This window comes from Brevibacillus sp. AG (assembly GCF_028369215.1).
In the GTDB taxonomy this organism is placed as follows: Bacteria; Bacillota; Bacilli; order Brevibacillales; family Brevibacillaceae; genus Brevibacillus; species Brevibacillus porteri.
The window spans coordinates 138,277-164,211 of sequence record NZ_JAQMYO010000006.1 but is presented as its reverse complement, the minus strand read 5'-3'; the positions used below and the strand labels follow the sequence as shown (position 1 = coordinate 164,211).

At 48.5% G+C, this 25,935-nt stretch carries 25 protein-coding genes; 10 read left to right on the top strand and 15 right to left on the bottom strand.

Features of this window, described 5'->3' with window-relative positions; genetic code table 11:
* Nucleotides 1-15: 15 nt before the first annotated feature.
* From POF51_RS17060 to POF51_RS17025, 8 genes are all read right to left on the bottom strand, one after another.
* A complete protein-coding gene (locus POF51_RS17060) occupies nt 16-948 on the bottom strand; it encodes a DUF1963 domain-containing protein (protein ID WP_083261667.1) in 933 nt (310 codons plus the stop codon).
* Nucleotides 949-1,138: 190 nt separating this feature from the next.
* Nucleotides 1,139-2,917, bottom strand: a complete 1,779-nt coding sequence (locus tag POF51_RS17055; protein ID WP_271755777.1) for an acyl-CoA dehydrogenase family protein — start codon at nt 2,915-2,917, stop codon at nt 1,139-1,141.
* 25 nt (nt 2,918-2,942) lie between these two features.
* Nucleotides 2,943-4,121 (bottom strand): acetyl-CoA C-acetyltransferase, encoded by a 1,179-nt coding sequence (locus POF51_RS17050; protein WP_069848860.1) that lies wholly within the window; start codon nt 4,119-4,121, stop codon nt 2,943-2,945.
* An 18-nt stretch (nt 4,122-4,139) separates the two neighbouring features.
* The gene (locus POF51_RS17045; RefSeq protein ID WP_069848862.1) at nt 4,140-6,548 is read right to left on the bottom strand and encodes a 3-hydroxyacyl-CoA dehydrogenase/enoyl-CoA hydratase family protein; all 2,409 of its coding nucleotides are present in this window, start codon (nt 6,546-6,548) and stop codon (nt 4,140-4,142) included.
* A gap of 370 nt (nt 6,549-6,918) precedes the next feature.
* A complete protein-coding gene (locus POF51_RS17040) occupies nt 6,919-8,040 on the bottom strand; it encodes an S-layer homology domain-containing protein (RefSeq protein ID WP_069848865.1) in 1,122 nt (373 codons plus the stop codon).
* A 229-nt stretch (nt 8,041-8,269) separates the two neighbouring features.
* Nucleotides 8,270-9,937 carry a putative ABC transporter permease subunit gene (locus tag POF51_RS17035; protein WP_069848867.1) on the bottom strand — a complete coding sequence of 556 codons (1,668 nt, stop codon included), beginning with the start codon at nt 9,935-9,937 and terminating at the stop codon, nt 8,270-8,272.
* Nucleotides 9,930-10,655, bottom strand: a complete 726-nt coding sequence (locus tag POF51_RS17030; RefSeq protein ID WP_069849140.1) for an ABC transporter ATP-binding protein — start codon at nt 10,653-10,655, stop codon at nt 9,930-9,932. The genes POF51_RS17035 and POF51_RS17030 overlap by 8 nt, the downstream gene beginning before the upstream one ends.
* Before the next feature lie 141 nt (nt 10,656-10,796).
* Nucleotides 10,797-11,213, bottom strand: a complete 417-nt coding sequence (locus POF51_RS17025; RefSeq protein WP_017251477.1) for a hypothetical protein — start codon at nt 11,211-11,213, stop codon at nt 10,797-10,799.
* Between the two features lie 152 nt (nt 11,214-11,365).
* On the opposite strand from POF51_RS17025, the gene POF51_RS17020 reads away from it, so the two are divergent.
* From POF51_RS17020 to POF51_RS16990, 7 genes are all read left to right on the top strand, one after another.
* Nucleotides 11,366-11,983, top strand: a complete 618-nt coding sequence (locus POF51_RS17020) for a hypothetical protein (protein ID WP_069848869.1) — start codon at nt 11,366-11,368, stop codon at nt 11,981-11,983.
* 349 nt (nt 11,984-12,332) lie between these two features.
* Nucleotides 12,333-13,433, top strand: coding sequence for a glutamate 5-kinase (gene proB, locus POF51_RS17015; protein WP_069848871.1), 1,101 nt, complete (start codon nt 12,333-12,335; stop codon nt 13,431-13,433).
* A gap of 39 nt (nt 13,434-13,472) precedes the next feature.
* Complete coding sequence (locus tag POF51_RS17010) at nt 13,473-14,741, top strand: glutamate-5-semialdehyde dehydrogenase (protein ID WP_069848874.1); 1,269 nt, start codon at nt 13,473-13,475, stop codon at nt 14,739-14,741.
* A gap of 20 nt (nt 14,742-14,761) precedes the next feature.
* The gene (gene proC, locus POF51_RS17005) at nt 14,762-15,604 is read left to right on the top strand and encodes a pyrroline-5-carboxylate reductase (RefSeq protein ID WP_271755776.1); all 843 of its coding nucleotides are present in this window, start codon (nt 14,762-14,764) and stop codon (nt 15,602-15,604) included.
* A 77-nt stretch (nt 15,605-15,681) separates the two neighbouring features.
* Complete coding sequence (locus POF51_RS17000) at nt 15,682-16,488, top strand: hypothetical protein (protein ID WP_017251483.1); 807 nt, start codon at nt 15,682-15,684, stop codon at nt 16,486-16,488.
* A 102-nt stretch (nt 16,489-16,590) separates the two neighbouring features.
* Nucleotides 16,591-16,911, top strand: coding sequence for a ferritin-like domain-containing protein (locus POF51_RS16995; RefSeq protein ID WP_069848878.1), 321 nt, complete (start codon nt 16,591-16,593; stop codon nt 16,909-16,911).
* Between the two features lie 13 nt (nt 16,912-16,924).
* Nucleotides 16,925-17,257, top strand: a complete 333-nt coding sequence (locus tag POF51_RS16990) for a spore coat protein (RefSeq protein WP_017251484.1) — start codon at nt 16,925-16,927, stop codon at nt 17,255-17,257.
* 42 nt (nt 17,258-17,299) lie between these two features.
* Here the strand turns inward: POF51_RS16990 and POF51_RS16985 are convergent, their stop codons facing one another.
* Nucleotides 17,300-18,748, bottom strand: coding sequence for an aminotransferase-like domain-containing protein (locus POF51_RS16985; RefSeq protein WP_069848880.1), 1,449 nt, complete (start codon nt 18,746-18,748; stop codon nt 17,300-17,302).
* A 147-nt stretch (nt 18,749-18,895) separates the two neighbouring features.
* On the opposite strand from POF51_RS16985, the gene POF51_RS16980 reads away from it, so the two are divergent.
* From POF51_RS16980 to POF51_RS16970, 3 genes are all read left to right on the top strand, one after another.
* Nucleotides 18,896-19,510 (top strand): LysE/ArgO family amino acid transporter, encoded by a 615-nt coding sequence (locus POF51_RS16980; protein WP_271755775.1) that lies wholly within the window; start codon nt 18,896-18,898, stop codon nt 19,508-19,510.
* An 81-nt stretch (nt 19,511-19,591) separates the two neighbouring features.
* The gene (locus POF51_RS16975; RefSeq protein WP_271755773.1) at nt 19,592-20,209 is read left to right on the top strand and encodes a DUF47 domain-containing protein; all 618 of its coding nucleotides are present in this window, start codon (nt 19,592-19,594) and stop codon (nt 20,207-20,209) included.
* A 19-nt stretch (nt 20,210-20,228) separates the two neighbouring features.
* Nucleotides 20,229-21,236 (top strand): inorganic phosphate transporter, encoded by a 1,008-nt coding sequence (locus POF51_RS16970; protein ID WP_271755772.1) that lies wholly within the window; start codon nt 20,229-20,231, stop codon nt 21,234-21,236.
* A gap of 39 nt (nt 21,237-21,275) precedes the next feature.
* On the opposite strand, the gene POF51_RS16965 is transcribed toward POF51_RS16970, so the two are convergent.
* From POF51_RS16965 to POF51_RS16940, 6 genes are all read right to left on the bottom strand, one after another.
* Entirely contained in the window at nt 21,276-22,217 is a 942-nt protein-coding gene (locus tag POF51_RS16965) for a phosphotransferase enzyme family protein (RefSeq protein WP_271755770.1), read from the bottom strand.
* A gap of 15 nt (nt 22,218-22,232) precedes the next feature.
* A complete protein-coding gene (locus POF51_RS16960; protein WP_271755768.1) occupies nt 22,233-22,790 on the bottom strand; it encodes a DUF4825 domain-containing protein in 558 nt (185 codons plus the stop codon).
* Nucleotides 22,771-23,460: a permease prefix domain 1-containing protein gene (locus tag POF51_RS16955; protein WP_271755767.1), complete on the bottom strand. Its 690-nt coding sequence runs from the start codon at nt 23,458-23,460 to the stop codon at nt 22,771-22,773. Before POF51_RS16955 ends, POF51_RS16960 begins: the two co-directional genes overlap by 20 nt.
* Nucleotides 23,460-23,807, bottom strand: coding sequence for a PadR family transcriptional regulator (locus POF51_RS16950; RefSeq protein WP_106834425.1), 348 nt, complete (start codon nt 23,805-23,807; stop codon nt 23,460-23,462). Before POF51_RS16950 ends, POF51_RS16955 begins: the two co-directional genes overlap by 1 nt.
* Nucleotides 23,808-23,949: 142 nt before the next feature.
* Complete coding sequence (locus POF51_RS16945; protein WP_271755765.1) at nt 23,950-25,407, bottom strand: hypothetical protein; 1,458 nt, start codon at nt 25,405-25,407, stop codon at nt 23,950-23,952.
* Nucleotides 25,388-25,930 carry an RNA polymerase sigma factor gene (locus POF51_RS16940; protein ID WP_015893149.1) on the bottom strand — a complete coding sequence of 181 codons (543 nt, stop codon included), beginning with the start codon at nt 25,928-25,930 and terminating at the stop codon, nt 25,388-25,390. Before POF51_RS16940 ends, POF51_RS16945 begins: the two co-directional genes overlap by 20 nt.
* Nucleotides 25,931-25,935 lie beyond the last annotated feature (5 nt).

Genomic DNA, 25,935 nt, shown 5'->3' with positions numbered 1-25,935 from the left:
TTTCCCATACTCAATCTAGCTGGATTCGATACATGCATATGTATTGGAAAAAATCCGTTTTTCGAGATCCTTTTTGCTGATGTAAAACTGGAGATACCCAACATCCCACCAATACATACCCGCCTCATTCAAAGAGGAAAGCTTGAACAGCTGGTGCCAATCCTCGGCTTGCTGCTGATAGAATGACGCGTCATTCTTGTATTGATTCAACAAAGGCAGTGTTTCCTCCAACTCTTGTGCGTAAGACTCATGACCCATCTCTCGCATATTCTGCGCTTCCTCTCTGACCTGTTCCTCCGTTCTGTAGTACTGGTACACGAGCCGTTGTAGCCCATTTCTACAAAAATAAGCATTGAGGCTATAATCTTCGGTAAACGCTTCATCCTGTCCCCATATAGTGTCATCATGGTGGTAAAGCTTACCGTACAGCTCTTCGTCTTGCTCAGACAGATAATTCCCCAGATCACTATCGAATTTCACTGTCACACCAGGCTCGAAGGATATTTTCACACTAGTAAAATCACGATCGGCACTTGCGATTTCTTCCTTATCCTCTGGAGGGAGACTCTGTTTTAGAAGGCTCATATCTCCATCGTAATAGAAGATTCGATGATCAATATCAGAGGCAGAGTCATCCAACCCAAGGAAGAAATAGAGCATTCCGTGCTTGGGGAAGAAATCGAGTGTATCTGCGGGAAGCTCGCTCATATTGAATTGGGCAATAAATGTATAGTAATGGTCATCATCGACACAAGGCCATTCGAGCTCGGGAGGCAAGTCTGGGTATCCAGCGATCCGACTGTTGCCGGTCGTCTCGTAATTTTCTTCCTCCTCGACAACGATATTTACGAAAGGCTCAGCATGCTCGAGTATGAAATCTTGTTTTTCTTTTAACTGATGTTGTTCCAGCATGGATAGTAATTGGCTATTCAGATGATCTGGGAGCAAAGCATTCCATCCTTTCCATTATTTCCTATATATACTATTTCGGAATTTCACTCTAGATTTTTCACCTATTTCTAACCTCCCTTTTAAGTAATAGGAATTCCGCTGAGTCACATTAAAAAGGCTGTCGATTTTCTCGACAGCCTGAGTAGCACTCTTTGATCTTTGCGTCTTTTCCCTTTACTGTTTAGAACTACACCACATATGCTCCCGCTTCGATCACACGATCCGCAATCGAACGTTTGAGTGCCACCGTATTGATCGGCGTGCGGCGGGTCAGCTTTTTCAGGATCGAGAGGCGCAGACGAAGCTCGTCGCCCTCTTCCATTGCCGCCAATGCTTCCTTCGCCCAGCCTTCGATACGATCGAATGCCTCATGCACATAGACAGCGGTCATTTCCAGCTTTTGCTGCTCGGCTTCGATGCCATTTGCCGCCAATGCTTTCTCTGTACGCTTCACGATGCTGTCCATTGCATATAGCTCGATCAGCATGTCAGCCGCGAATGCCAATAGTTCCTGTTCTTTGGACATCGCTTGTTGGTATTTCATCAATGCAGAACCAGCCACCATCAAAATGATTTTGCGCGTGATGTTGATCAGATGCTTCTCCATAGCTAAAGGTGCATCTTCAATCTCTTCTGGATAATAGCTCATCAGCTCTGCTTGCAGACTGCCTGCTGCTTGCATGAGCGGCAGTTCGCCTTTCATCGCCTTTTTCACGAGCGTATCCGGGATGAGCATGCGGTTGATTTCGTTCGTTCCTTCGAAAATGCGGTTAATCCGCGAGTCACGGTACATATTCTCGATCTCATACTCGGACATAAAGCCGTATCCACCATGGATTTGCACGCCTTCGTCCACGCAGTAATCCAAAACCTCAGTGGCAAATACTTTATTGATCGAGCATTCGATCGCATAATCCGCAATCGCCTTCGCAACCTCTGCGCCATCATCCGCTTTTTCACCCAATCGAGTCAGTGCTGTATCGAACAGACCCACTGTCCGATAGACGGAGCTTTCAGCTACATACGTTTTCACTGCCATATTCGCCAGCTTGTTTTTGATTAAAGTAAAGTTGGCAATTGGCGTTTTGAACTGCTTGCGTTCTTTTGCGTAGTTCGACGCGAGTTCCACCGCTTTTTTCGCGGAGCCGACTGCGCCCACCGCGAGCTTGTAACGACCAACGTTCAAGATGTTGAACGCGATCACGTGACCTCTTCCAGGCTCACCTAGCAGATTGTCTACCGGCACAGGTACATCTTGCAAAATGACCGTGCGTGTTGAGGAGCATTTGATCCCCATCTTCTTCTCTTCCGGCCCAAACGAAACACCTGGGAATGTCCGCTCGACGATAAAGGCAGTAAATTTCTCGCCATCGATTTTCGCGTATACGATAAATACATCAGCAAAGCCAGCGTTTGTGATCCATTGCTTCTCTCCATTGAGAATATAGTGCGTGCCATCTGCGGAGAGAGTCGCTGTCGTTTTCGCACCCAGCGCATCTGAGCCAGAGCCAGGCTCTGTCAGGCAGTAGGCAGCGATTCGTTTTCCAGATGCCAGATCAGGCAGGTAGCGCTGTTTTTGCTCTTCGTTTCCAAAGTACACGATCGGCAGTGACCCGATACCGACGTGGGCGCCGTAGCTGAGCGCAAAGCCGCGAGCCAGCGAGAACTTCTCTGTGACGAGTGCAGTGCTGACTTTATCCAGCCCCAGTCCCTCGTATTTCTCTGGAACGTCACCTGCCAATAGACCGAGCTCCCCTGCTTCCTTCAACAGACGAACCGAAATATCAAATTGGTGGTTTTCAAGCTCTTCCAGATGAGGACGAACTTCATTATTGACGAAATCCTCCGTCGTCTTGGCAATCATCTTTTGCTCTTCGGTGTATTCTTCTGGCACGAATACATCATCAGCTGAACCTGCATCGATCAAAAAGCTTCCACCGCGGATCAAATCTTTTGTTTCTGCCATTACTATCCCACTCCTTATTTTAAATTTAGATCATCTCAAAAACGCCAGCGGCTCCCATTCCACCACCGATACACATCGTAACGACTCCGTATTTGCCACCTCTGCGCTTCATTTCGTTCAAAAGCTGGACGGTCAGCTTGGCACCACTGCAACCGAGTGGATGCCCTAATGCGATTGCCCCACCATTTACATTGACCTTTTCAGGATTGAGTCCCAGCTCGCGAATGACGGCAATCGATTGAGAAGCAAAAGCTTCATTTAACTCAAACAGATCGACATCCTCCAAGCTGATTCCCGCTAGTTTCAATGCTTTTGGAATCGCGACAACCGGGCCAATCCCCATGACATCAGGGTCTACGCCGCCAACCGTAAAAGAACGGAACTTTGCCATCGGCTCGACACCCAGCTCGGCTGCTTTTTCGGCAGACATCACGAGAACTGCCGCTGCGCCGTCGCTCGTTTGCGAGGAATTTCCTGCCGTTACGCTGCCTTGCACATGAAAGACCGGCCTGAGCTTGGCGAGTGCCTCCAGCGTCGTGTCCGAGCGCGCTCCTTCATCCTTGTCAAAAACACGTTCCTGGACGTGAACCTTGCCAGCTTCATCTACAAAATGCTGCTTGATTGTCAATGGTACGATTTCATCCTGGAATTTTCCTGAAGTTATCGCAGCTGTCGCACGCTGATGGCTTTGCAGAGCAAAAGCATCCTGATCCTCACGAGAAATGTTGTACCTCTTCGCTACTTCTTCAGCCGTATGGCCCATGCTCATGTACGCTTCCGGCTTCGTTTCTACCAGAGTCGGATTAAGTGCGATTTTGTGACCGAGCATCGGCACAAGACTCATGCTCTCCACCCCGCCAGCGACAACCACATCGGAACTGCCGACCATGATCTGCTGAGCAGCGTAAGCAATCGTCTGCAAACCGGAGGAGCAAAAGCGATTGATCGTGATTCCCGATACATTGGTCGGCAATCCGGCACGCAGTCCGATCAAGCGAGCCATATTCATGCCTTGCTCAGCTTCCGGTACAGCCGTCCCTATGATGATATCCTCGATATCAGCCGGATCGAGCTGTGGCACGCGGCGCAACAGGTCGCTTACAACTGCGGCTCCCATATCGACTGGGTGAAAATCTTTGAGACTTCCTTTTTTCGATTTACCGATAGCGGTGCGGGCGCCCGCGACAATAACTGCTTCTCTCATCGTTATCCCTCCCTCTCCCTAGTTACGCAAAGGCTTGTTTTTGGTCAGCATGTGCTGCATCCGTTGCTGGCTTTTCGGTGTCTTGATCAGTTCGAGGAACGCTTGCTTTTCCAGCTCCAGAATGTAGCTCTCTGTCACTTCTGTACCCGCTGGCACGTTACCACCGGACATGACATAAGCAACTTTGCTTGCGATCAACTCATCATGCTCGGAAATATATCCACTCTTCTTCATGGCATAAATATTTTGGCGCAGGTTCGCATAACCCGTTTCTCCGATGACGCGAATTTTGCGTGGCGCGGGTGGCGTGTATCCCTCTTTGTCCATCGTGAGCACCAGCTGCTTCGCATCGTATAACAGATGATCAGCATTCACGCTGATGCGATCAGTCGGTCGCAGGTACCCCAGATTGATAGCTTCCTGTCCACTCGTAGATACCTTTGCCATGGCAATAGCTTCAAACGCCTTCGCCACGAACGGGAACGGATCAACTGGCACGCTGCCTCCCTCTGGAACGTTTTCCATTGCACGGAACAGCATCTCCTTCGTTCCCCCGCCACCAGGCAAAAGTCCTACTCCCACTTCTACCAGTCCAAGGTAAGTCTCTGCCGATACCTGTACACGATCCGCGAGATAGGCCACCTCGACACCGCCGCCCAGCGTCATGCCGAACGGTGCTGCGACGACTGGACGATGCATGTAGCGCAGTGCCCGTGCTGTTTTGTGGAAGTTCGTGACGAGCATATCGAGCTCCAGCCAGTTCTCATCCTGTGCTTCCATCAACGCCATTGCGAGATTCATCCCGACGCAGAAGTTCTTGCCTTGATTACCGATGACCAGACCGGCAAAGTTCTTCTGCACTTCCTCTGCGGCCTGACTTGCCATGTGCAAGACATCCATACCGAGCGCATTATGCGGAGAGGTGAATTCCAGACATGCGACTCCATCGCCCAAATCGATCAAAGCGGCACCCGCATTTTTCTTGATCAGCTTGCCTTGCTCCTTAAGTGCTACCAAGTTGATGTTTTCTTTGCTCTCTTCGACATCCTTGTAGGTGCCTCCGATGGAAAACACGCTGCGCTTCCCTTGCTCTTGTTGATAAAAGGAGGTTTTCCCACTCGCGAGCAGCTCCTCGACGAGTGCCGGAATCTTCTCGTTTTCCTCACGCATTCTTGCCACTGACTTTTCGAGACCAATGGCATCCCATGTTTCGAATGGTCCCATCTCCCAGCCGAAGCCCCACTTCATGGCCTGATCAACAGAGACGATATCGTCCGCGATCTCATGAGCCTTTTCCGCAGAGTACAGCAATACCTTTTTGAAGACACTCCAGACAAACTCACTGCCCTTGTCCTTGCCGTAAGCGAGCGCTCTCAACTTCTCAGGCAATGTCTTGGCTGTTTTAGCTGTTTCGAGGGAAGGGAACTTCGGCCTCACACTTGGACGGTATTCCAGCGTGTCAACTGACAGTGCCAGGATCTCTTTCCCTTTCTCCGTCTTCACCTGCTTGAAAAAGCCTTGACCAGCTTTTTGCCCAATCCATCTTTTCTCTACCATTTGCAGAACAAACTCCGGCACTTCAAAAACCGAGCGCTCCTGTTCATCCGTGCTTTTGTTCCTGACGTTACCCGCCACATGTACGTACGTATCCAGTCCGACGACATCGAGTGTGCGGAACGTAGCGCTCTTCGGACGGCCGATGACCGGTCCTGTCAACGCATCTACCTCATCTACCCCAAGCCCCAGTCGCACCATTTCGTGGATCGAAACCTGCAATCCATATGTACCGATGCGATTCGCAATGAAGTTAGGCGTATCCTTGCAAACGACCATTCCTTTTCCGAGCACATGCTCACCAAAATGCTTCATGAAAGAGATGACTTGCGGGTCTGTATCAAGACCTGGGATCAGCTCCAACAGTTTCAAGTAGCGCGGTGGGTTAAAAAAGTGCGTGCCGAGGAAATGCTTGCGGAAGTCATCAGAGCGTCCCTCTGCCATTTCGTTGATAGAAACACCCGACGTATTGGAAGACACGATTGTCCCTGGCTTGCGATGCGCTTCTACCATAGCGAAGACGCTTTTCTTCACTTCGATATTCTCGACGACTACCTCAATAATCCAATCGACCTCGCTCAAGCAAGAAAGATGGTCTTCGAAGTTACCAACTGTAATCAGGTCGATGTTCTTTTTATCGTAGAGCGGCGCCGGCTTCTCCTTCAAAAGTCGGTCACGGCCCGCTTGTGCGATCCGATTTTTCACCACGCTATCAGACAAAGTAAGTCCTTTTGTACTCTCATCTGCTGTCAATTCACGCGGCACGATGTCCAGTAAATAAGTGGGAATACCGACGTTGGCTAAATGTGCTGCGATCCCAGCGCCCATGACGCCTGAACCGAGAACTGCCGCCTTGCGAATTTTGCGTTCCATCTCCAAATCCTCCTTTTTAAAAACCTAGTCATGGCTTATTCATGGTCAAAAGAATGGCCTCGCAACAGTGAATACCTAATATTCAGACTAGAGGAGCATTTTTAAAACTTCTACTTTCTCTATAGATATTCCTGTGTACATCAGCACATGTCTCTTATTGAATGAATGCTCATTCAGTATGTGGGTTAAAAAATGACATCCCACGTTTTGGCTGTCTTACATGCCCGGAGATGTTACGCTCCCACCAACTGAATCACCGTTCAGTTTTTATTGTAATCGAAAATTCTGTCAGTTGCAATCGTCTCTTGTCGCTTCTTTGTAAGAAAAAAAGAAACGGGGCACCCTGTTGTCCAGTGCCCCTTTTTCTGTGCTATTTTTGCGAGTAAATCAGCGTGGTGATCTTGCGTCCGTAAGCGTTGGACGCGTCTCCTTCCAATCGGTATTCAATCTGGAAGTCTCCGTTTTTCGGGTCTAGATAATGAGCAATCACCCAGAGGGTTTTCGAATTGTTTTCGTCTACCTTGACCGATACTTTTACTGGTCCGTTATATGTGGGCACTTGCTCCAGCTTTGTCATGCTTTTGAGCGCATCGTCTGTAAAGAGCACAGACAGCTGCTTCTGATTTTTTGTTTCGTACGCCAAATTCGCTGCTCGTAAATACACTTGCGCGATATGCTGCTGATTCGCAGGTGAACCACGGAACTGCGAAGCTACATCCATCCGGTAATAATCAATCAGTCGATCCATCACGACAACGTATTCTGCACGCGTCAGGATCTTGTTCGGAGAAAAGGTCTTGTCCGTGAGAAACAGATTGAATTCGCGGATCGCCAGTGGGTACGGTGAATATGTATCCCGATAGAATCGGTCGCGCTTCCATTCGTAATGGCTGTTAAAGAAAGAGACTGTATCTTGTGGTTTAATATTGGCTGTACGGAATTTTTGGGGTGCCAGCATATGAAACAGCATCAAGCTGGCCTCTTCTTTCGTCAATGGCCACTGCATCCCGGCACTGGACATCCACCAGTTCGGATTTTCCTTCTCTTGCTTTTTCATCAGGTGTCCGGTTTCAGCCAAATATAGATAGTACAGCATCCGGTCTCCTGGATCAAACTTGCCCAAATCGTCTGTTTCGATTTTCATCATGGTCTTTAGATTGCTCAGCAGTTGATCTACTTCCCCCCGGAGTAGATAGCGATGATCCAGGTTTGGCTTGCGTTCTGGCTTTTCTATCGGTCCATATACCGTCTCAAATACGCGATTCAGCATAGCCAAAGCTTCGCCTCGAGTAATTGGCTTGTTTGGGTAAAAAGGCTGATATCCCTTCCTCTTTACGATGCCCAGATCCGCCATTTTGTTGATGTGTTCACGCGCCCAATGTTCCTGTATGTCCGTATACATGCCAGGTGCAGCCGCATTCGCACTCCCTGAAAAAACGCTTTGCACCACTAGCAGTGCCAAGAGAAAAACGATAGCAAAACGCTTTACCATGACTTACGATGACTCCTTTCTTTCCATGATCATTTCCTTACTCCCTTTTTTTGGAATTCGTCCCCAGTAGCATCCATTCCTGCCATATTGGTCTATTTTCCTGGGTCTGATCTCTCCCTTTCTTGTATCGGGATGAAAACGGAACTTCGTTATACTTTTTCAAAACAAATGAAAAAGAGCCGCACTTTGTAATAGCGGCCCAATTATATCCTTTTTCTCTATGCGCTGACTATCCTTCAATCTGCTCTAACCAGCCTGGTCCCTTGGTAACAACCAACCGATATAAGAAAATGTTAATGAGAGTGAACAGGACGATAATCCCAAGAGCGGTCCCTAACATAGATGTCCCCAGCGAAAAACTGGCGAGGACGACTAGTCCTCCTGCCATAAGGCCTAGTACCAGCGGGAAAAGGGGATTGAGATTTTGCTTGATGGCCTCTTGTTCGGAGCTCCAACGCAGCTTAGGCAGCTGTAAATCCACCAAGATTCCGACCATGTTGATAAAAATCAGCCCCGGAATTCCACTCACGATGGCAAGTATGATAAAGCCAGGCGAAAGCTGTAAAAACCATACGGCCTCTGCAAGAAGCAGCAACATACTCACTGCACTTAGCACCAATCCTGGGAACAGCTTTGCCAACAGGATGTCGCGATATGGCATAGGCAGTAGCTTGTTCGTAAAGAATCCCTGTCCTTCTCTGGATATGGCAGTTACGGAGGTGCTATTCATGGCACCCATGATAAGAAAAGCAGCAAAGGCGATGGCTATGCTCATACCCGCTACCGAGCCTTTCTGCATGACAGTTTGAATGAATGAAATCATTTCCCCGCTGTCACGACGGCTAAGTAATGGGATCAACATGAGTATCGGAATCAGAATGCTGGATAACGTACAGTTCATCAGAAATGCCGGTGTCCGCCATAACATTCTCCATTCCTTGAGCGCGTATGCCAGCATAGCCGGACGTTTTTGGACAAGCTTGGCAAATGCAGTATCGACAACTTCTTTTCGTTTGGCGACTGACTCACTCATTCCCATCACACCCGAAAAGTAGAGATACGCTCCGGCGTAGAGAAAGGCGGCTATACCTGTAATCGCCACGAAAAGGAAAGCAAACAGATAGCCGAGAGAACCCCAAGTACCGCTGTCTATTAAAGCAAGGGCAGCCAGATTACTTCCAGGGAACAGCTGAGTGACAAAGCCCAACAGCCCATTTTCTTGTGTCAACAGCATTTGCTGAATTTGCTCCATACCAAATTCACTTCCGCTAGACTGACGTTGGAACAGCGCTTGAAAACCAACGACAATTCCAATCCCGATCAGCCCTCCAATGATACGGAAGCGCTCTTTGTATTTTTTGACGTTCGTAAAACGCATGAACAGCATCACGACAAGAGCAGCCAGCACAAGCGGCAAAACAGGAACAACCAAAAAGACAAGGATCGCTAGTAGATAATACATGATCCCTGCGCCGCTTTTCACGCCAAACGTAATGAACAGAGGCCCCAGGAAAACCACTGCTGTATAATATTCATACACGAGTGCAAGAGTAAATTTGGCTCCGAGAATATGCCCTGGAGCAAGCGGCATCGGCAACAAATGCTCAACATCCTTGGAATAGTAGAAAACACTCAAGACATACAAAATCCCGAATAATAAGATGACAAGAGACGTCATGGCTACGCCAAATCCGAGTAAAGCCCCCTGCTGTCCGATCAGCGCCAATCCGTCATACAACTCAGAAATTACCAGTACAGCCGAAGCCATCATGGGAAGAACGCCTAGTGCAATGACAATGAGTAACAGAGCGGTCTTCCAGCCACTCCCTTTCTCCACTCTCCAGGCTGGCTCCGCGTTTTTCATCATCATCTTCGTCAAAATCAGCACTTTATTCATGCTTGGTCAACTCCAGGAACAAGCTTTCCAGTGATACGTCTGACTGAAAATGCTCGCGCAGCTCAGCAAAGGTTCCACTGAACAAAATTTTACCTTTGTTGATGATCCCGACTCGATCGCACAGCTTCTCAGCAACCTCCAGTACGTGTGTGGAAAAGAATACGCTTCGACCGCTATCCGCATGTTCACGCATCATTTCTTTTAACGTAAAGGATGACTTGGGATCGAGTCCAGTCAAAGGCTCATCGAGAATCCACACTTCTGGCTGATGGATGAGCGCACCCATGATCATGATTTTTTGACGCATACCGTGCGAATAGCTCTGAATCGGATCCCCCAATGCGTTCTTCATGTCAAAGCGATCCGCCAACTGCAAAATCCGTTTTCCTCGTACCTCTTGAGGCACCTCGTAAATATCTGCCATGAAGCTGACATACTCCAGACCTTTCAGGCGCAAAAAAAGATCAGGGCTATCCGGTACATAACCGAATTGGCGTTTTGCTTCCAGTGCTTCGGATCGAATATTTTTTCCATTGATCGTGATCTCACCGTGATCCGGACGTGTGATCCCTGTGATCATTTTGATCGTGGTTGTCTTGCCAGCTCCATTTGGTCCGAGGAAGCCAAAAATTTCTCCTTTGGGCACTGTGAGATTCATTTGATCAACTGCTTTTATGATGCCGTTGTAGCTTTTCGTCACATTGACAAGTTCTATCATCGCTGTGTCTCCCCTCTCCCCCGCCGTTTTCAACATTTTTTCCAATTTACTTCCACTCCATTTATTACGAATGGTTCAAAGAAAAGTTCCGGGAAAAGAAAAAGAGCCGTCGGTTATCCCAACGGCCCTCGTTAAAGCTTCTTAGTCTTGTGGTACAAAGCTGCCATCACGCAGCATAGTCAATTCACCCATGATGAATGCTAAATCTTCGCTCTCGCCGAACTTGCCACTTTCCTCCAACGCTTCCAAACGACGCAAAAGCATGTTAGCAAAATCTTGAATCTGTATCGGCTGCGCCTCCATATCTGCATCATCCAAAACTTCAAAACTAGTCAAGGCTTCCAAGTGGGTTACGATACGGAAACCGCCGATTTCCCCCAGGAACTCTTGCTTGTTCATTTTTGATTTCTCCAATTTTTGCAGCATGGACAAAATATCATTCGCTACCACGCTCGGAAAAGCAACCTGATAAAAGTTGCGATTTTTCGCTTCCTCGGTTTTGATTATCAAAACATCAATACCATCTGGCTTTTTTGCTTTTTTGCCAAACCCAAACATATATTCCACCTCAATCGTTCGATCTGTCCAACTCTCTCCATGATAGACATAATCCGAGAGTCAGACAACCCCTATCCATATATTAACTGGGCTATTTGTCTTTTTTGACACACACGCTAACGTAAAACGACTGCTTCCAAGTGAGGTGTGCCATGAAAGTCAACTGGAAAAATTGGATGTTTATTCTCGCTCTCTCTTTGCTCGTCACAGGATGCATGACGCAAGTAAAGCAGGAGCAGGCAAAAAACAAGGCCAAAACACAGAGTAAGCCTGCCAAGCAGTCTGCCATCCAAAAGCTTGGCGATAACAAAATGGATGTGGTCCTCTTTTTGAAGCAAGCCGAGCATCAGCTGGAAAATGTATATTATGCTGCTGCGGACAATGCGAAGGGCAAATCTGAGTTTGAGGATGGTCTCGTCTTTCGTGAATTGCCTGAGCGCTTCGACAGTAAAGACAAGATAACGGGGTACTTCGGCCGTTTTTGGAGCCGTCCACTGGCAGAAGCCATGTACGACAACATGACGACCAAGCTGGTGAAGGAAAAAGTATACGTAGCAATCCCACGCGTCGACTATCCGACTCTGATCTCGGTACGAAACACGACTGTTCAAAAAAACAATGGAGAACTCAGTGTGACCGTGGAGGATGTAACCGATTCTTCCTTTGCTTCTGACCGCACGCTGCGCTACCGACTCGTACGCGATCAAAAGACCAAACGGTTCGAAATCAAATCACGGGTGGGCGCTTATGGGAATGAACAATTTCAATAAGCCTCTTGACATTTCTTGCAGACCAAGCGAATAATAGTGAATTAATAAGCACATAGTGAGCGGCAATGACGGGGAATAGTAAAACCGCCCTTCAGGTCCAGAGAGCGAAATCCACCGGCTGAGAGGTTTCGTCCTTGAATCGATTTGAACCCACCCCAGAGCATCCAGGGAAGACCTGGACAGGTTTCTTTCACCTGTTATCAAAGAAAGAGAGCCGGGCGTTTCTGGCTGAAGTATGTCTTCAGTCCAAAACGTCAAATAAGGTGGTACCGCGTGAGGTTATCAAGCCCTTTCGTCCTTATCAAAGAGACGAGAGGGCTTTTTTGTATGCAAGAAGGGGGTTTTACGCATGAAAAAGGGGAAGTTGCGTTTGGTAGTAAAGGTGGGAAGCAGTTCGATTGCAGCAGCTACAGGCGGTGTTGATCCGGCGAAAATGTCTCTGCTCGTCTCGGCTATCAGCCAATTGCGCGAAGCGGGTCATCAGGTTGTCTTAGTCTCCTCGGGAGCTGTCGCCAGCGGCTATCAAAGTCTCGGCTATCAGCAGCGACCGCGATCCTTGGCAGCCAAGCAAGCAGCGGCAGCTATCGGGCAAAGCTTGTTGATGCAGACCTATACGCAAATGTTTGGCGCCCATAACTTCAGCGTGGCGCAAATTTTGCTGACACGCGGTGACTTTTCTCACAAGGAACGGTATCAGCACGCGTTTTCCACATTGTCACTGCTTTTGGATAAAAATATTTTGCCAATCATCAACGAAAACGACACGGTATCCGTAGCGGAATTGACCTTCGGAGACAATGATATGCTTGGCGCACTCGTCGCTGGTCTCATCCATGCTGATTTGTACACGATCCTGACTGATACGAATGGCTTGTATGATAAAGACCCACGTTATCATGCTGATGCCAAACATATGGGCTGGCTCGAATGTGTGACAGACGAAATCGAGGCACTTGCAGGCGGAGCTTCCCAACTGGGAACAGGCGGTATGCGCTCCAAGCTGATCGCAGCAAAAACCGCCCAATCATTAGGAATTCCGAGCTTTATCGGAAAATTGACGAATACCACTGATTTGTTGGCTGTCCTTACTGGCAACGGGAATGGCACCTATGTCAACTATCATCCAGAAGCACCTGCAACGAACGGCGTTCCTACACGCAAGCAATGGATTGCGCTTCACTCCCCTACCCGCGGAAAAATCACGATTGATAGCGGTGCAGCGGAAGCGATTTTGGAAAAAAGCAAAAGCTTGCTCTTGGCAGGTGTCCGCGATGTATCCGGCATGTTCGAGCAAGGTGAGGTTATCGAGGTTTACTTTGAGGGTACGTTGATCGGTCGCGGTATCAGCAGATTTACTGCAGCACAGTTAAGTGATTTTCTTTCCCCTGATAACGTAACGCGACACAGCGGTACTGTTATACATCGGGATGAATGGACGCCTGTCATCTAAACGAATCCATGTAGATAGAAAGAAGGAGTTGGAGAAACCATGGAAATCTTGAAGGAAAAAGTGCATACACAAATGAGCCTGGCCAAACAGGCCTCACGAAAAATGGCAATACTCTCTCGCAAAGAAAAAGACCAGGTGCTCGTCGCAATCGGCAACCAGCTGCTGGCTGATGAGGACGTCATTCTCTCAGAAAACGCCAAGGACCTCGCCCTCGCGGAAGCAAATGGTCAGCCTGCTTCCTATCTGGACCGTCTCCTGTTGACGCCGAAGCGAATTGCACAGCTCGTGGATAGTCTAGCGCAGCTGGTATCCCTCGATGATCCGGTCGGGGAACGAATCGACTCGTGGACACGTCCAAACGGACTTTTTATCGAACAAATCCGCGTCCCTCTCGGCGTCATTGGAATGGTGTACGAAGCCAGACCGAACGTCACCGTTGACGCAGCAGCTATCGCTATTAAAACGGGAAATGCGATCGTCTTGCGCGGCAGCCACAGCGCTGTTCACAGCAATCTCGCTTTGACGACTAGCATTCGTCAAGCGCTCACTGCGACCGGACTTGACGCAGAAACGGTGCAGTACTTGCCTTTTGCCGAACATGCCTCTGTCGATTATTTGTGCACCGCCAATGGTCTCGTCGATGTCATCATCCCTCGGGGTGGCGCAGGACTGATCCAGCGAGTTCTGCAAATCGCAAGCGTACCTGTACTCGAAACAGGCGTCGGAAACTGCCACATTTATGTGGATGAAGCAGCTCAGTATGACATGGCTGAAAGCATCGTGATCAATGCCAAAACGAGTCGACCTGCCGTATGCAATGCTGCTGAAACACTGCTTGTGCACAGCAGTTGGTCACAGGAAAATCAACGAGCCTTGCTCCAAAAGCTACTGGCGAAGGGCGTTGAGCTCCGTGCTTGTGAGCGTACGATAGAGCTGCATTCCGACCTCTCCACTCAACTGCACCATGCAACGGCAGAAGACTGGGATACGGAATACTCTGCGCTGATTCTTTCGGTTCGCACTGTTGATAGCCTGAGCGAGGCCATTGAACATATTACAGCGCATACTTCCGGCCATTCAGAGGCAATCGTAACGGAAGATGAAGTCGCAGCCCGTCAGTTTTTGACTGCGATCGATGCCACAGCGGTTTATCACAACGCCTCTACCCGCTTTACAGATGGTGGAGAATTCGGCTTCGGTGCCGAAATAGGCATCAGCACGCAAAAGCTTCACGCTCGCGGGCCAATGGGCTTGCCAGCGCTCACTTCTTACAAGTATGTCGTACGCGGAAACGGCCAAATCCGATAGTCCAAAGGGAGGGAATCACCATGAGTAACCAAGCAACAATGATTACAGAAGGGCGGATCGGTTTTCTCGGTGCAGGCTCGATCGTGGAGGCCATGCTTTCCGGTATCGTAAAGAAAGGCTTACTCCCTTCTGAGCGTATTACCGTCTCCAACCGCAATAATATGGAGCGTTTGGAACAGTTGGCAAATGACTACGGGGTAACTGCTACTCAGGACAAATTTGAGGTAGTCCGCTCTTCCGATATTTTGATTTTGGCCATCAAGCCGAAGGATGCAGCAGAGGCTTTGCAGGATTTGCGTGGAGTTGTTCGTTCGGACCAATTGATCATTTCGGTGGTTGCTGGCGTCTCCACCAGCTTGATCGGAGAGTGGCTCGGTGCAGAGTGCCCGATCATCCGCACGATGCCCAATACATCGTCTGCGGTTGGTTTGTCTGCTACAGGACTGTGCGCGAATCCTTTTGTCCAGGAAGAGCACCGCGAGCTAGCTACCAAACTTTTCGAAGCAATTGGCACCGTATATGAAGTCGCCGAGGAAGAGCTGGACATCATTACTGGATTGTCTGGAAGCGGTCCTGCTTATATTTACTATTTGGTAGAGGCTATGATGGGGGCAGGTGCCACAGCGGGACTGGATCGTGAAATGGCACGCCAATTAACGCTGCAAACCGTGATCGGCGCGGCACATATGCTGCTCGATACACGCGAAGAGCCTTCTATTCTCCGCCAAAAAGTAACGAGTCCGGGTGGAACGACCCAGGCTGGACTGGAAGTATTGGAAGCCTATCAATTCCAGGAGGCCGTCACTGCAGCCATCCTGCGCGCTGCGGAAAGATCGCGGGAGATGGGGGCACAATACCAGTAAATTCGTTTTGTCCCCCCTCCTTGTCATGTATAATAAAAAAGATCAAGCATAGTCGAGAAATTGACGAAGGAGGTCCCATGGAAATTTACGCCTTGTACGGCACCAGTGGAACAGGAAAAAGCACCAGTGCATTAGAACTTGCTCACCGAATGAACATCGACGCCATTATTGATGATGGCATCCTGATTTACCAGGGACGCAAGGTGGCCGGAACCTCTGCCAAATATGAGAAGACAAAAATTCAGGCGGTAAAACGAGCTATTTTTCATTATAAGGAGCACGCTGAAGAAGTACGGCGAAGTCTCGGCGAGATTCAACCAAGCCGACTACTCGTGTTAGGAACTTCTCAGCGGATGATTGGTCGCATCGTGGAAGCTCTGCATTTGCCTTTGCAGGTGGACTTCATCCCGATTGAATCCATCAAGCCTCCGCAGGAAATCGAGGCTGCCCGCTACGTGCGGGAAACAATGGGCAAGCACACGATACCAATTCCGCGTGTCGAGGTAGAAAAAGATTTCCTCCAGCGCCTCATCTCCTCTGCCCAACAGATTTTCAGCTCGAAAAAAGAAGTGATTGGGGAAACAACCGTAGTACATCCTCCGTTTTCAGGCGGACGTATCATGATTCATCCCCAGGTGTTGCGAAAAATCGTAGAAGCGACCTGCGACCAGTTTGACGAGGTCCATCATGTGGTCAAGATCGTCTCCAGCTTTGAGGATTTGCCTCGGTTTCAGGTTTCGATTGCTCTTCAACTGCCTTACATGACAAATATTCCAGCACTTATCCATGCCCTTCAATCTACGTTGTACAAAGAAGCTCAATATTGTCTCAATATCGCTCCCGCAAGCATCGACATCGTCGTTTCTTCGCTGGAGCTATCCTAATCCGGTCCTTTGCGACCGGATTTTTTTGGCTGCAATCCTCAGGGGTTACATCCTGACTTATTGCTCATCCTAAACATGATTCCATCTGAAAGGAGCAACCCGATGCCATCCATCCTGCCTTCCAAACCCTTTACACAAGCTCCAATTCCTGAACCGCCTAAGGTCATTACGACAAAGGACTTGAGCTATCTCAAGGATGCTTTGTCATGGGAACTGATCGCTTTCAAAAAGCTGCATGCTTTCGCACAACAAGCTACTGATCCCCAGGTCAAGCAATGTTTGGAGCAGCAAGGACAAATGCACCAGCGACACTACCAAAAACTACTGAGTCACCTGCAAAACAACAACACCGCAGTGATGGCGACCATTCCGCAGACACAGTCCCAGCAACAGCAATCCCAGCCACAACATCAAATGCAATAAGGGAGGAATCGGGATGCCAAACCAAAACCAGATCGCCAATCCGCAATCCGGTCAGCTGCCACAAGTAAAAGGTCCACAAATGAACGATCGTGACTACCTTAACGACTGTCTGGCTACGTGCAAGTATTTGACGGATAACTTTAACGTCGCCGTTCGGGAAGCCAGCCACCAGCAGCTTTATGATGACATGGTACAAATTTTGAATGAAACCCATCAGTCAGCACGCGATGCTTTCAATCTCATGTTCCAAAAAGGATGGTACAAGCTGGAGGCTGCTGAACAGCAACAACTGCAGCAAGCTTATCAGCAGTTTAGCGGGTACTCCACGCAGTTCCCTTATCATTGAAATAGCAGAAGACACCTGGCCCAAGCAGGTGTCTTCTTTCCATTAACCCTTGCCACGGAGGAGCTGAGATAAGACAAATAACGCCTTTTCCATATCGGCTTCCTCTGCATACACATAGGACAAGCGAAGATGATGACTATCCGTCTGATCATAAACAAAGCCCGGATTTAACAGGACACCTTTTGCCAATGCTTCCGTAAAAAGCTTGCGCATCGAAACCGCCTGATGCAGACGAAGCCAAATATAAAAACCGCCATGTGGTATACGCCAATCTGCCAAATCGTCAAACCAGCGAGTAAGCCATTCGCACATCCTGTCCCTTCTGTGTCGCAGTGCCGCTCTTAGCTGATCCAGATGCCGGTAATATCTCTCGCTTGTGAGCCATTCTGTCGCCACCCATTGGGAAATAGCACTCGCTCCGTAGTCCGTCTGCATTTTCACATCCGCGAGGCGTTCAATGACTGGCTCAGGCCCTACAATCCAGCCAATCCGCAGCCCCGGACTGAGTGTTTTGGACAAGCTGCCCAAATACAAGACCAGCCCGCTCTGATCCCTCGCCTTCAACGGCAATGGCCCCGGTTCGTCTAACCACAATTCTCCATAAACATCGTCTTCCAACACAGGCAGTCTCTCCCGCTCGCATGCTACCAGCACTTCCTCCCTTCGATTCTCTGATAGGCTAATCCCCGTCGGATTGTGGTAAGCCGAAATCGTATAGAATAGGGCAGCGTTATGCGCCTGTTTTTGTCTCGTAAGCACTTGGGGAGAGATTCCTTCCGCATCCATCGGTACACCGACCAGACGCATTCCCGATGATTGAAACAAAGGCAGAGAGAATAAATACGAAGGCTGTTCGAGCAAGATGGCAGATCCACGGTGAAGAATGCCAATCGATATCAACTGCAAGGCTTGAAGGGCCCCCGAAACGACCAAAATAGAAGCTGGAGAAGCTTCAATCCCCCTGCTCCGCAAATGGTTGCTGATCGCCTGGCGCAAAGGTAACAGCCCTTTTGGCTCCGAATATCCGAGATGTGTCATTTTGCCTTGCAAGCTAGCCATGACCTCTTCCATCTCCGCAACAGGAATCAAGCTAGGCGACAGCTCACCTGTCCCCAGGCGAATGTACCTCGGGTCTGGCTCATAACGATTGATATCCTGAATCGTCGGCGAGTTGGGTAGATGCGCCCCTGCCTGAACGTATCCCAGCCAATTCGGGGGAGGGGCGGTCGTCAGCAAGGACCACGTATTGTTGCTAACGATGGAACCACTGCCCACTGTTGCTTCAATGAAGCCATCCGCTTTTAGCTCTTCCAACGCCGTCACTACCGTGCTGCGGTTTACATCAAAGGCTTGCGCTAACGCTCTTTGTGTTGGCAATTTACTATTGATCGGCCACTCACCGCCTGCGATTTTCCCCTTGATATAAGCCACGATCTGCGCGTAGATCGGTATGTCAGATGATTTGTCAGGCTTCCAGTCTATCGTCAACACAAGCACATTCCTCCTCGTCTTATCATTGTACAAATTGGTTGGTTTGGATGTAAACCAATTGGCTGGAGACAACAGATTCACAACCGTGAATAATGACAGTAATGCAAATAGCCTTTGCATCCAGAGAGAAACGGGGAGGAAATGATCATGCTGGAAGCGATTTTGCACGGCTTTGTGCTTGCTTTTGGACTTATTTTACCGCTCGGCGCACAAAATGTTTTCGTTTTTAATCAAGGGGCTCTACAACCTACCTTACTTCGCGCCATGCCCGTCGTACTGACTGCGGCACTCTGTGATACCCTGCTCATTTTATTGGCGGTATTAGGAGTCTCTTTGGTTGTATTGACAGTCACATGGCTAAAAACGGTTCTATATGTCGTCGGCTTTGTCTTTTTGATGTACATGGGATATTTAACGTGGCGTAGCCGTCCCAATACGGAGGATGGAGAGAAAGAACGCTTTTCCGCGAAAAAGCAAATCATGTTTGCTGCCTCTGTCTCTTTGTTGAACCCGCATGCAATTCTCGATACGATCGGCGTGATCGGCACCAGCTCACTTAGCTATACCGGAACAGAGAAATGGGGCTTTACGATTGCCTGCATCCTCGTATCCTGCCTCTGGTTTTTCGGCCTTTCCGTAGCTGGTCGTACCGCAGGTCGATTGGATCGGTCTGGAAAATTGCAGCGTGGCCTGAATATGGTTTCCGCTGTGATTATGTGGGGAGTGGCCGTCTATATGGCAGCCCAATTACTCACGACGTAAAGAGTTAGTGAAAAAGTGCATAATCCCCACCTCCTCCACTCAAAATACTCCTATTCGGGTTTTCGAAGTGGAGGTTTGTTTATGCTTTTTACCAAATCGGACGCACTCTTGGATGACTTGTATGAGATTGCGAAAAATGTGCATCAAACAGCGATCTATTTTAATGAATACAAGATTACTTCATTGGAGACTGTCAAAACCTTTTCTACAGAAATGAAAGAGTACGAAACAAAAGGCGACAAGCTCATCCATGAAATCATCGTGCAAATCAACAAGACATTTATTACCGCCATTGAGCGTGAGGACGTCCTGGACCTTGCCGTCAAGCTGGATGACGTACTGGACGGATTGGAGTTTTGTGCTTCGAGGCTCTATATGTACGACATTATGGAAGCAGATGAAACGATGGTGCGATTTGGGGAACTCATCGAAGACGCTACCAAGCAAATTCTTCTCGCCATCGAGCTGCTCCAAAAGCAAAAGCTGTCCGATATGAAGGAGTACATCATCCGCATTAACGATTTGGAAAGTGAAGGGGATGAATTGGTGAGGGGGAGCATCCGGCAATTGTTCAAAACCTCGAGCGATCCAATTCACATCATGCAGCTCAAAGAGGTGTACGAAGTGCTGGAAGATGTCATGGATCATTGTGAGGATGTCGCGGATGCGATGGAATCTGTGATCATGGGCAACTCTTAAACCAAGGAGACCTACTTTCATGCATACGAGCCTTCCTCTAGTTATTGCGGTTATCATCCTGGCTGTTTCCTTTGACTTTATTAACGGATTTCACGATACAGCCAATGCCATTGCAACCACCGTATCCACCAAAGCTCTCCCGCCAAAGATTGCCATTGGTCTGGCAGCTATCATGAACTTTATCGGTGCCCTGACATTTACCGGGGTCGCCAAAACGATCGGTGGAGATATCGCCGATCCAGCCAAGCTGGAATTCGGAGTGCTTGTGGTCATGGCTGCTCTCCTGTCTGCGATCCTTTGGAATTTGATTACATGGTGGTACGGTATCCCCAGCAGTTCATCTCACGCTCTCATCGGCTCACTCGTAGGGGCAGTCCTCGCTTCCGCCGGGAGCGCGCAAATCAACTGGGCTGGTTTTTTAAAAATCTTCCAGGCGCTCATTGTGTCACCGGTTATCGCGCTGGTAGCTGCTTACCTCATGATGAATTTGGTTTATTTCATTTTTAGTCGGATCATGATCCCCCCTACCAAGGTCAATCGGGGTTTTCGCCTCTTTCAGATTTTCACGGCGGCCCTACAATCCTTTACACATGGAACCAATGACGCACAAAAAGCGATGGGCATTATCGTGTTTGCTCTCGTAGCCGCTGACCTGCATGCAGATACAAGCACCATTCCTTTCTGGGTGCAGTTCATTTGTGCCCTCGCGATGGGCTTGGGAACCTCTGTCGGAGGCTGGAAAATCATCAAGACGGTCGGGGGCAAAATCACCAAAATCGAACCAATCAATGGTGCAACTGCCGATCTCACCTCGTCCACGATCATTTTTACCTTTACGCAGCTAGGATTGCCTGTCAGCTCTACCCATGTCATCTCTTCCGGGATCATGGGGGTCGGCGCAGCCAAACGGCTGAAAAGCGTCAATTGGGGCGTCGCCAAACGCATCGTGATCACCTGGTTTATTACGCTGCCGATATCTGCCTTGCTCGCTGCAGCTACGTATTTGTTGCTACATGTATTTATCTAAATGCAAAAGGGACGAGTACCAGGCTCGCCCCTTTTTTCTTTATTCTAATGGAAAGCCTAAGTAAGACTCTCCCTTCTGTAAAGATAATCGCATTTCGTCCAAATACTTGCGCTGTTGATCCGTTAATTGGCTCATGTCTGCATAAACACTGTGATAGATATAGGAAAAGAGATGGCGGTAATCTATGAAGAAATCAATCTGGGAGAGAAACACCGTAGTAGGATTACCACGTGAATAGCCTTCCATAAACGATTGGAAAAAGGAGTGGACAAACTCTTTCCTCGCTGGTCCCTTTGGTACTGTCTGGGCTGTATGATAAACGGCAATCGCTATATCATAAGCAAACCAATGGTATTCGCTGTCTCCAAAATCGAGAAGGGTCAACTCGTCCTCTTTCCGCAAAAAATTGTGATGATGCAAATCCCCATGGATTAAACCAAAATGATCGTCGGAGACGGGAAGGCTTTTGAACGCGTGATGGTATTGTTGCAGCTTTTCCAACAGGATCGGGTCAACACTGCGGCTATCTTCTTCAAACAACCGATTCGCAAACCACTGTGGCCGCTCATGAACAGGTTGAAACGTTTTGGCGAGAGTGTGCATCTTGCCCATCATCTCTCCCCATTGTTCGAACAAGGTATGGTTCCACACGTCCTTGTCTTGCGGACTGACGTGAGCCCCCTCTACCTTTTCATAGACAACAAAAAAGCATTCCTCTGAAATTCGGTTGAGATAGGTATCCGCTGTGATGCGTAATGGCCTCACCACACGCAGCCCATGTTCATGCATATAAGACAACCATTCACATTCAGATAAGACACCTTGCTCAGAGGCGGCTGACTCCTCTTCTATTTTGACCACAAGCTTTTCACCGCGGTTTACCTCAAATACGTGCTGGTTATAACCTCCAAGGAGTTTGGCTTCAGATGACTGACAACCGAGTCGGGCAAATACCTGGTTTTTTACCGTATCTGATACCATTGCTCATTTCCCCTTTTACTTTTTCGTAAGAACCTTTACGCCTTCTTCTACAAACGTGTCATCCCGCAATTTGTCCTGCACGCTTGTACTCCATTTTTCTTTTGTCAAAAGCGATGCCAAATCCTCACCAAAGAGGCCTTGAATAGCAACTCGTGTGGCAACAATCGTCGTATCAGAAAAACGATATTCTACGGTTTGCAAATTGTCTACCAGCGCAAAGGCTGACACGGAGTTATACAGCATCGCTTGCTTGAACAATTTCGCCTCGACATCGGTCGTCATGTCCTCGTAATGAATCTCAATCGTAAACTTCTCCGGACGGAGCTGAAAGGTGCGCTTGAGATGACTCAACGGCAGATGATTGAACATGACCAGATTCGAAGTAGCGCCCATGTACTTGTTTTTGTATGGCAAAATGGATTCCAAATCGTGAGTCAGCGGGCTTTGCTGAGCTAATTGATATTGCTCGGATTGCGCTTCGTTCTCCGGGATCATTACGATCTGAATGACCATGGACAGGACAACCCCGATGAGAACCAAGGCAAGAATCATTTTATTTCGCAATGATGTCACCTTCCCCTGCATCGTATTTCAAAATCAGCCGCGGAATGGCGTGGAGCCATAGTGGTATGAGTATGGAGAGAAAAGGCAGCGCATACGCTACGGCAATGTTAGCGAATTGATACGGTCCAGTAAGATTCACTGGCGTTGAAAACCATAGATGGCTCCCAAAATAGAGCGCAGTCGTAAAAACGAGTGTCCCGACAATATAAAGCGCCCAAAGCATCCAGCCCGTTTTCCGCAGCAAAAAGGCAGACCGGACATTCATACTGGTCAAATTTTGCGTGGAAGCCGGTCGGTTGATCCCCAGCAAAATCAAATAGACGATTCCGATGAGTATGCAAATCGCAAACAGACCATAGTTCAAAAAGATACCCATGCCCCAAATTCGCAGTGGCATAGTCACAATCCAGGCAATGAGTGTGTACAGCAATCCGAGCTGCAACAGTTCTTGCAGGAGTGGAAGTATGTAGACTTTGCGGCGTTCTCCGACAATCGAATCAATCGAAGGGAGATTGGCCTTTGCTTTTTTCACCGCTTCATCCAGTGATAGCCCATCTGCAACCAAGTCGGCGACCTTTGCCTCCAAATTGCTCAATACTTCCCATTTGAGCTCCTCGATTTGTTTACTTCCTCTATATTTTTGAAACAATTGATCGACATAGTGCTGTAAATTCTCCATCACACTTCCTCCCGCCTTTCGATGAGCTGGTCAATCAATTCTTTGGCGACTTTCCAGGATGCCAGCGCTTTTTCGTACGCCTCTCTGCCTGCTTCTGTCACCTGATAATATTTGCGTCTGCCCCCCTGGCTCTCATCTCCCCAGTACGAAGCGATCAGCTTGTGTGACTCTAATCTTTTCAGACTGGTATACAAGGAAGGCTCTTTCAGTTCGTAACGCCCGCCGCTGTTTTTGAAAATGGATTTGATGATTTCGTATCCATAGTTATCGCCGTCACACAGGACACGGAGAATAATCGTATCGATATGACCGCGGATAATGTCACTGCTGATACTGCTGTCACTCATCTCGTTCACCTCGCAACTATAGCATAACACATATTACTATGTATGACAAAGTAATATGTGTTAAATTGCTTCTACTCACACAAAAAAACAAGACCACTCAAAAAGTTGAGATGGTCTTGAACAAATAGGCAGCCCAGTCGTTTTATTGTTTCACCTGGTACACCAGATAGGGTGCTGGCGTCTGTTTTCCGTTTAATTCCGGCCAAACATAATGCAGTTCCAGTGAGGGACTATTCCCCTTGTTAGACTCTGTAGATGACTCGCCTATCTCTGAAAAATTCCCTTCCAGGCCTACTACCTGTCTGCTGGTGCTATCCACCCAAACCTTATACTTGAGACTCTCCGCTCTTGCTCCTTGTGTAATGGCAATGAAGTCTAGCCTAATTGCTGAGTCTTCCACCGCCGCGCCCTCCATTGCAAGCTGTGTGATTTGTCTTGGCAAATAGTACGCCAGTTTTTTGGCACCGATTTGGGCTGCTTCTGCTTGGGACAGCTCTGGGGAAGTATGTGACTCCGTATTTATTTTCATCCGATACGCCAGCAGTTGACCAGATTTCTTCGCAAACCTCGCAGTGAGATAAGTAGCATCTGTCATTTTCCACGTATATTCCATGTACGATTCGTGTTCTTCTGTTGATAATGGACGGTTATCCCCTCCGATACGTACACCGAACTCTTTCTGGATCAGAGTGGCTATCTCCTCATCTGAGTTGGCCATGAGCAGCTTACCTTGTGCCTGAATCGGGATGAGGCTATAGCTACCAGTTGCTACCACGCTCTGAAAGCGACGATCGAGGACTTCCCCGTTCAATGCGTTGATATAGCCTGCAAAAGTCGCTACTTCTTCTTGCTTCAAACTGGCTGTCAGCCTTTGTACTGCTTCCTCTTTGGAAATTGCTTTTTCTGGATTGGGAAATAGCGAGAGATCCGCTTCTGCATCAAAATTCTCTTCAATGACCATACCCGCTGGTGTTCCATCTGACTCCAAGTGAACCTTCACGACACTGTCGGCGAACGGTATACCGTTAATGACGCGTTGAAAAACAGCCGTATCTTTTTCCAGATGGTTAGAAGCGAGTTGATATTGCGTACTCTTATCGCCTAATTTCTGCTTCATATATTGCTCGACAGACAGCGTTGGCGTATTGCTTGCCGTGGTTGCCGTTTTTGGCAGTGTTTGGCTTTTTGGGAGCGATTGTGATTGCGTAATGACACTCTGTTCTTTCTGTTTGGGCTGTTCTTTCACCTGGCTTATTTTCCGCTGCTCGGCAACAAGAGGAATATTCCTTTTCTCCGGTATGTCCTTCTCTTTTGCCAGTGAAGGTGCATTCTCTGCACGCTGCTCTGTACGTACACTGCTGGTCCCCTCTGGTGCTTCTTTTCCGTCAGGCACAGCTACCAAGAGAGCCAGTACGACAGTTGCAGCTGCACCTCCTGCCATCGACAAGATACGGCCCACTGTTTTCCTCTGCTTCATCTGCCTTGCCTGTTTAACCAGCGTCTGATCCAAATAGGTGACAAATTCCTGACGAGGGGGGGGGTCTTGCCTTCTTAACCCTCGCAATTGGACCGTCAGCTTCTCATCCTCTAGCCCACTCATTTAGAAAGCCCCCTTCCTCCGTATCATCCATCATTTCTTTGACCAGCTTTAATGCCCGATGGGTGTTTACTTTCACCTTGGATTCCGATACACCCAGGATTTCTGCCGTCTCCTTGACACTGTATTCCTCGATGCAGCGCAAAATCAGAACCAGACGATAATGGGGCGCTAGCTTTTGGATCGCTTGCTTCAGCTCACGAACGTTTTCCCTCTTGGTCAGGACGTTTTCCGGACTCCCTTCCTTGGTCGCCAGCTTCATCAGCCAGTTTTCTGAGAAAAAGGACTTGACCTTCTGCTTGCGATGCTGGTCGATCGCCGCATGCTTGGCAATGGAGAAGAGCCATGTTTTCAGAGTGACTCTGCCATCAAATCCGGCGAGCCCTTTTAACACTCTCGTAAAAACCTCCTGCGTCAAATCCTCGGCATCATTCTGGTTGCCGGTAAAATGGAGCAGAAAGTAGTAAACGTCCTGATAGTGAGCATGATAGATCGCGCTAATCCGCTGCTCGATATCCTCCTGCACGGGTT

Excerpts from the sequence above, each read along its gene's own strand:
- POF51_RS17035 (WP_069848867.1), bottom strand. The coding sequence starts at position 9,937 with ATGAATAAAGTGCTGATTTTGACGAAGATGATGATGAAAAACGCGGAG.
- POF51_RS16955 (WP_271755767.1), bottom strand. The coding sequence starts at position 23,460 with ATGGAGAATTTACAGCACTATGTCGATCAATTGTTTCAAAAATATAGA.
- POF51_RS17000 (WP_017251483.1), top strand. The coding sequence starts at position 15,682 with ATGGAAATTTACGCCTTGTACGGCACCAGTGGAACAGGAAAAAGCACC.
- POF51_RS16950 (WP_106834425.1), bottom strand. The coding sequence starts at position 23,807 with ATGAGTGACAGCAGTATCAGCAGTGACATTATCCGCGGTCATATCGAT.
- proB (WP_069848871.1), top strand. The coding sequence starts at position 12,333 with ATGAAAAAGGGGAAGTTGCGTTTGGTAGTAAAGGTGGGAAGCAGTTCG.
- POF51_RS17055 (WP_271755777.1), bottom strand. The coding sequence starts at position 2,917 with ATGGCAGAAACAAAAGATTTGATCCGCGGTGGAAGCTTTTTGATCGAT.
- POF51_RS16975 (WP_271755773.1), top strand. The coding sequence starts at position 19,592 with ATGCTTTTTACCAAATCGGACGCACTCTTGGATGACTTGTATGAGATT.
- POF51_RS16965 (WP_271755770.1), bottom strand. The coding sequence starts at position 22,217 with ATGGTATCAGATACGGTAAAAAACCAGGTATTTGCCCGACTCGGTTGT.
- POF51_RS16995 (WP_069848878.1), top strand. The coding sequence starts at position 16,591 with ATGCCATCCATCCTGCCTTCCAAACCCTTTACACAAGCTCCAATTCCT.
- POF51_RS16980 (WP_271755775.1), top strand. The coding sequence starts at position 18,896 with ATGCTGGAAGCGATTTTGCACGGCTTTGTGCTTGCTTTTGGACTTATT.
- POF51_RS16990 (WP_017251484.1), top strand. The coding sequence starts at position 16,925 with ATGCCAAACCAAAACCAGATCGCCAATCCGCAATCCGGTCAGCTGCCA.
- POF51_RS17040 (WP_069848865.1), bottom strand. The coding sequence starts at position 8,040 with ATGGTAAAGCGTTTTGCTATCGTTTTTCTCTTGGCACTGCTAGTGGTG.
- POF51_RS16945 (WP_271755765.1), bottom strand. The coding sequence starts at position 25,407 with ATGAGTGGGCTAGAGGATGAGAAGCTGACGGTCCAATTGCGAGGGTTA.
- POF51_RS17010 (WP_069848874.1), top strand. The coding sequence starts at position 13,473 with ATGGAAATCTTGAAGGAAAAAGTGCATACACAAATGAGCCTGGCCAAA.
- POF51_RS17020 (WP_069848869.1), top strand. The coding sequence starts at position 11,366 with ATGAAAGTCAACTGGAAAAATTGGATGTTTATTCTCGCTCTCTCTTTG.
- POF51_RS17025 (WP_017251477.1), bottom strand. The coding sequence starts at position 11,213 with ATGTTTGGGTTTGGCAAAAAAGCAAAAAAGCCAGATGGTATTGATGTT.
- POF51_RS17045 (WP_069848862.1), bottom strand. The coding sequence starts at position 6,548 with ATGGAACGCAAAATTCGCAAGGCGGCAGTTCTCGGTTCAGGCGTCATG.
- POF51_RS17050 (WP_069848860.1), bottom strand. The coding sequence starts at position 4,121 with ATGAGAGAAGCAGTTATTGTCGCGGGCGCCCGCACCGCTATCGGTAAA.
- proC (WP_271755776.1), top strand. The coding sequence starts at position 14,762 with ATGAGTAACCAAGCAACAATGATTACAGAAGGGCGGATCGGTTTTCTC.
- POF51_RS17030 (WP_069849140.1), bottom strand. The coding sequence starts at position 10,655 with ATGATAGAACTTGTCAATGTGACGAAAAGCTACAACGGCATCATAAAA.
- POF51_RS16970 (WP_271755772.1), top strand. The coding sequence starts at position 20,229 with ATGCATACGAGCCTTCCTCTAGTTATTGCGGTTATCATCCTGGCTGTT.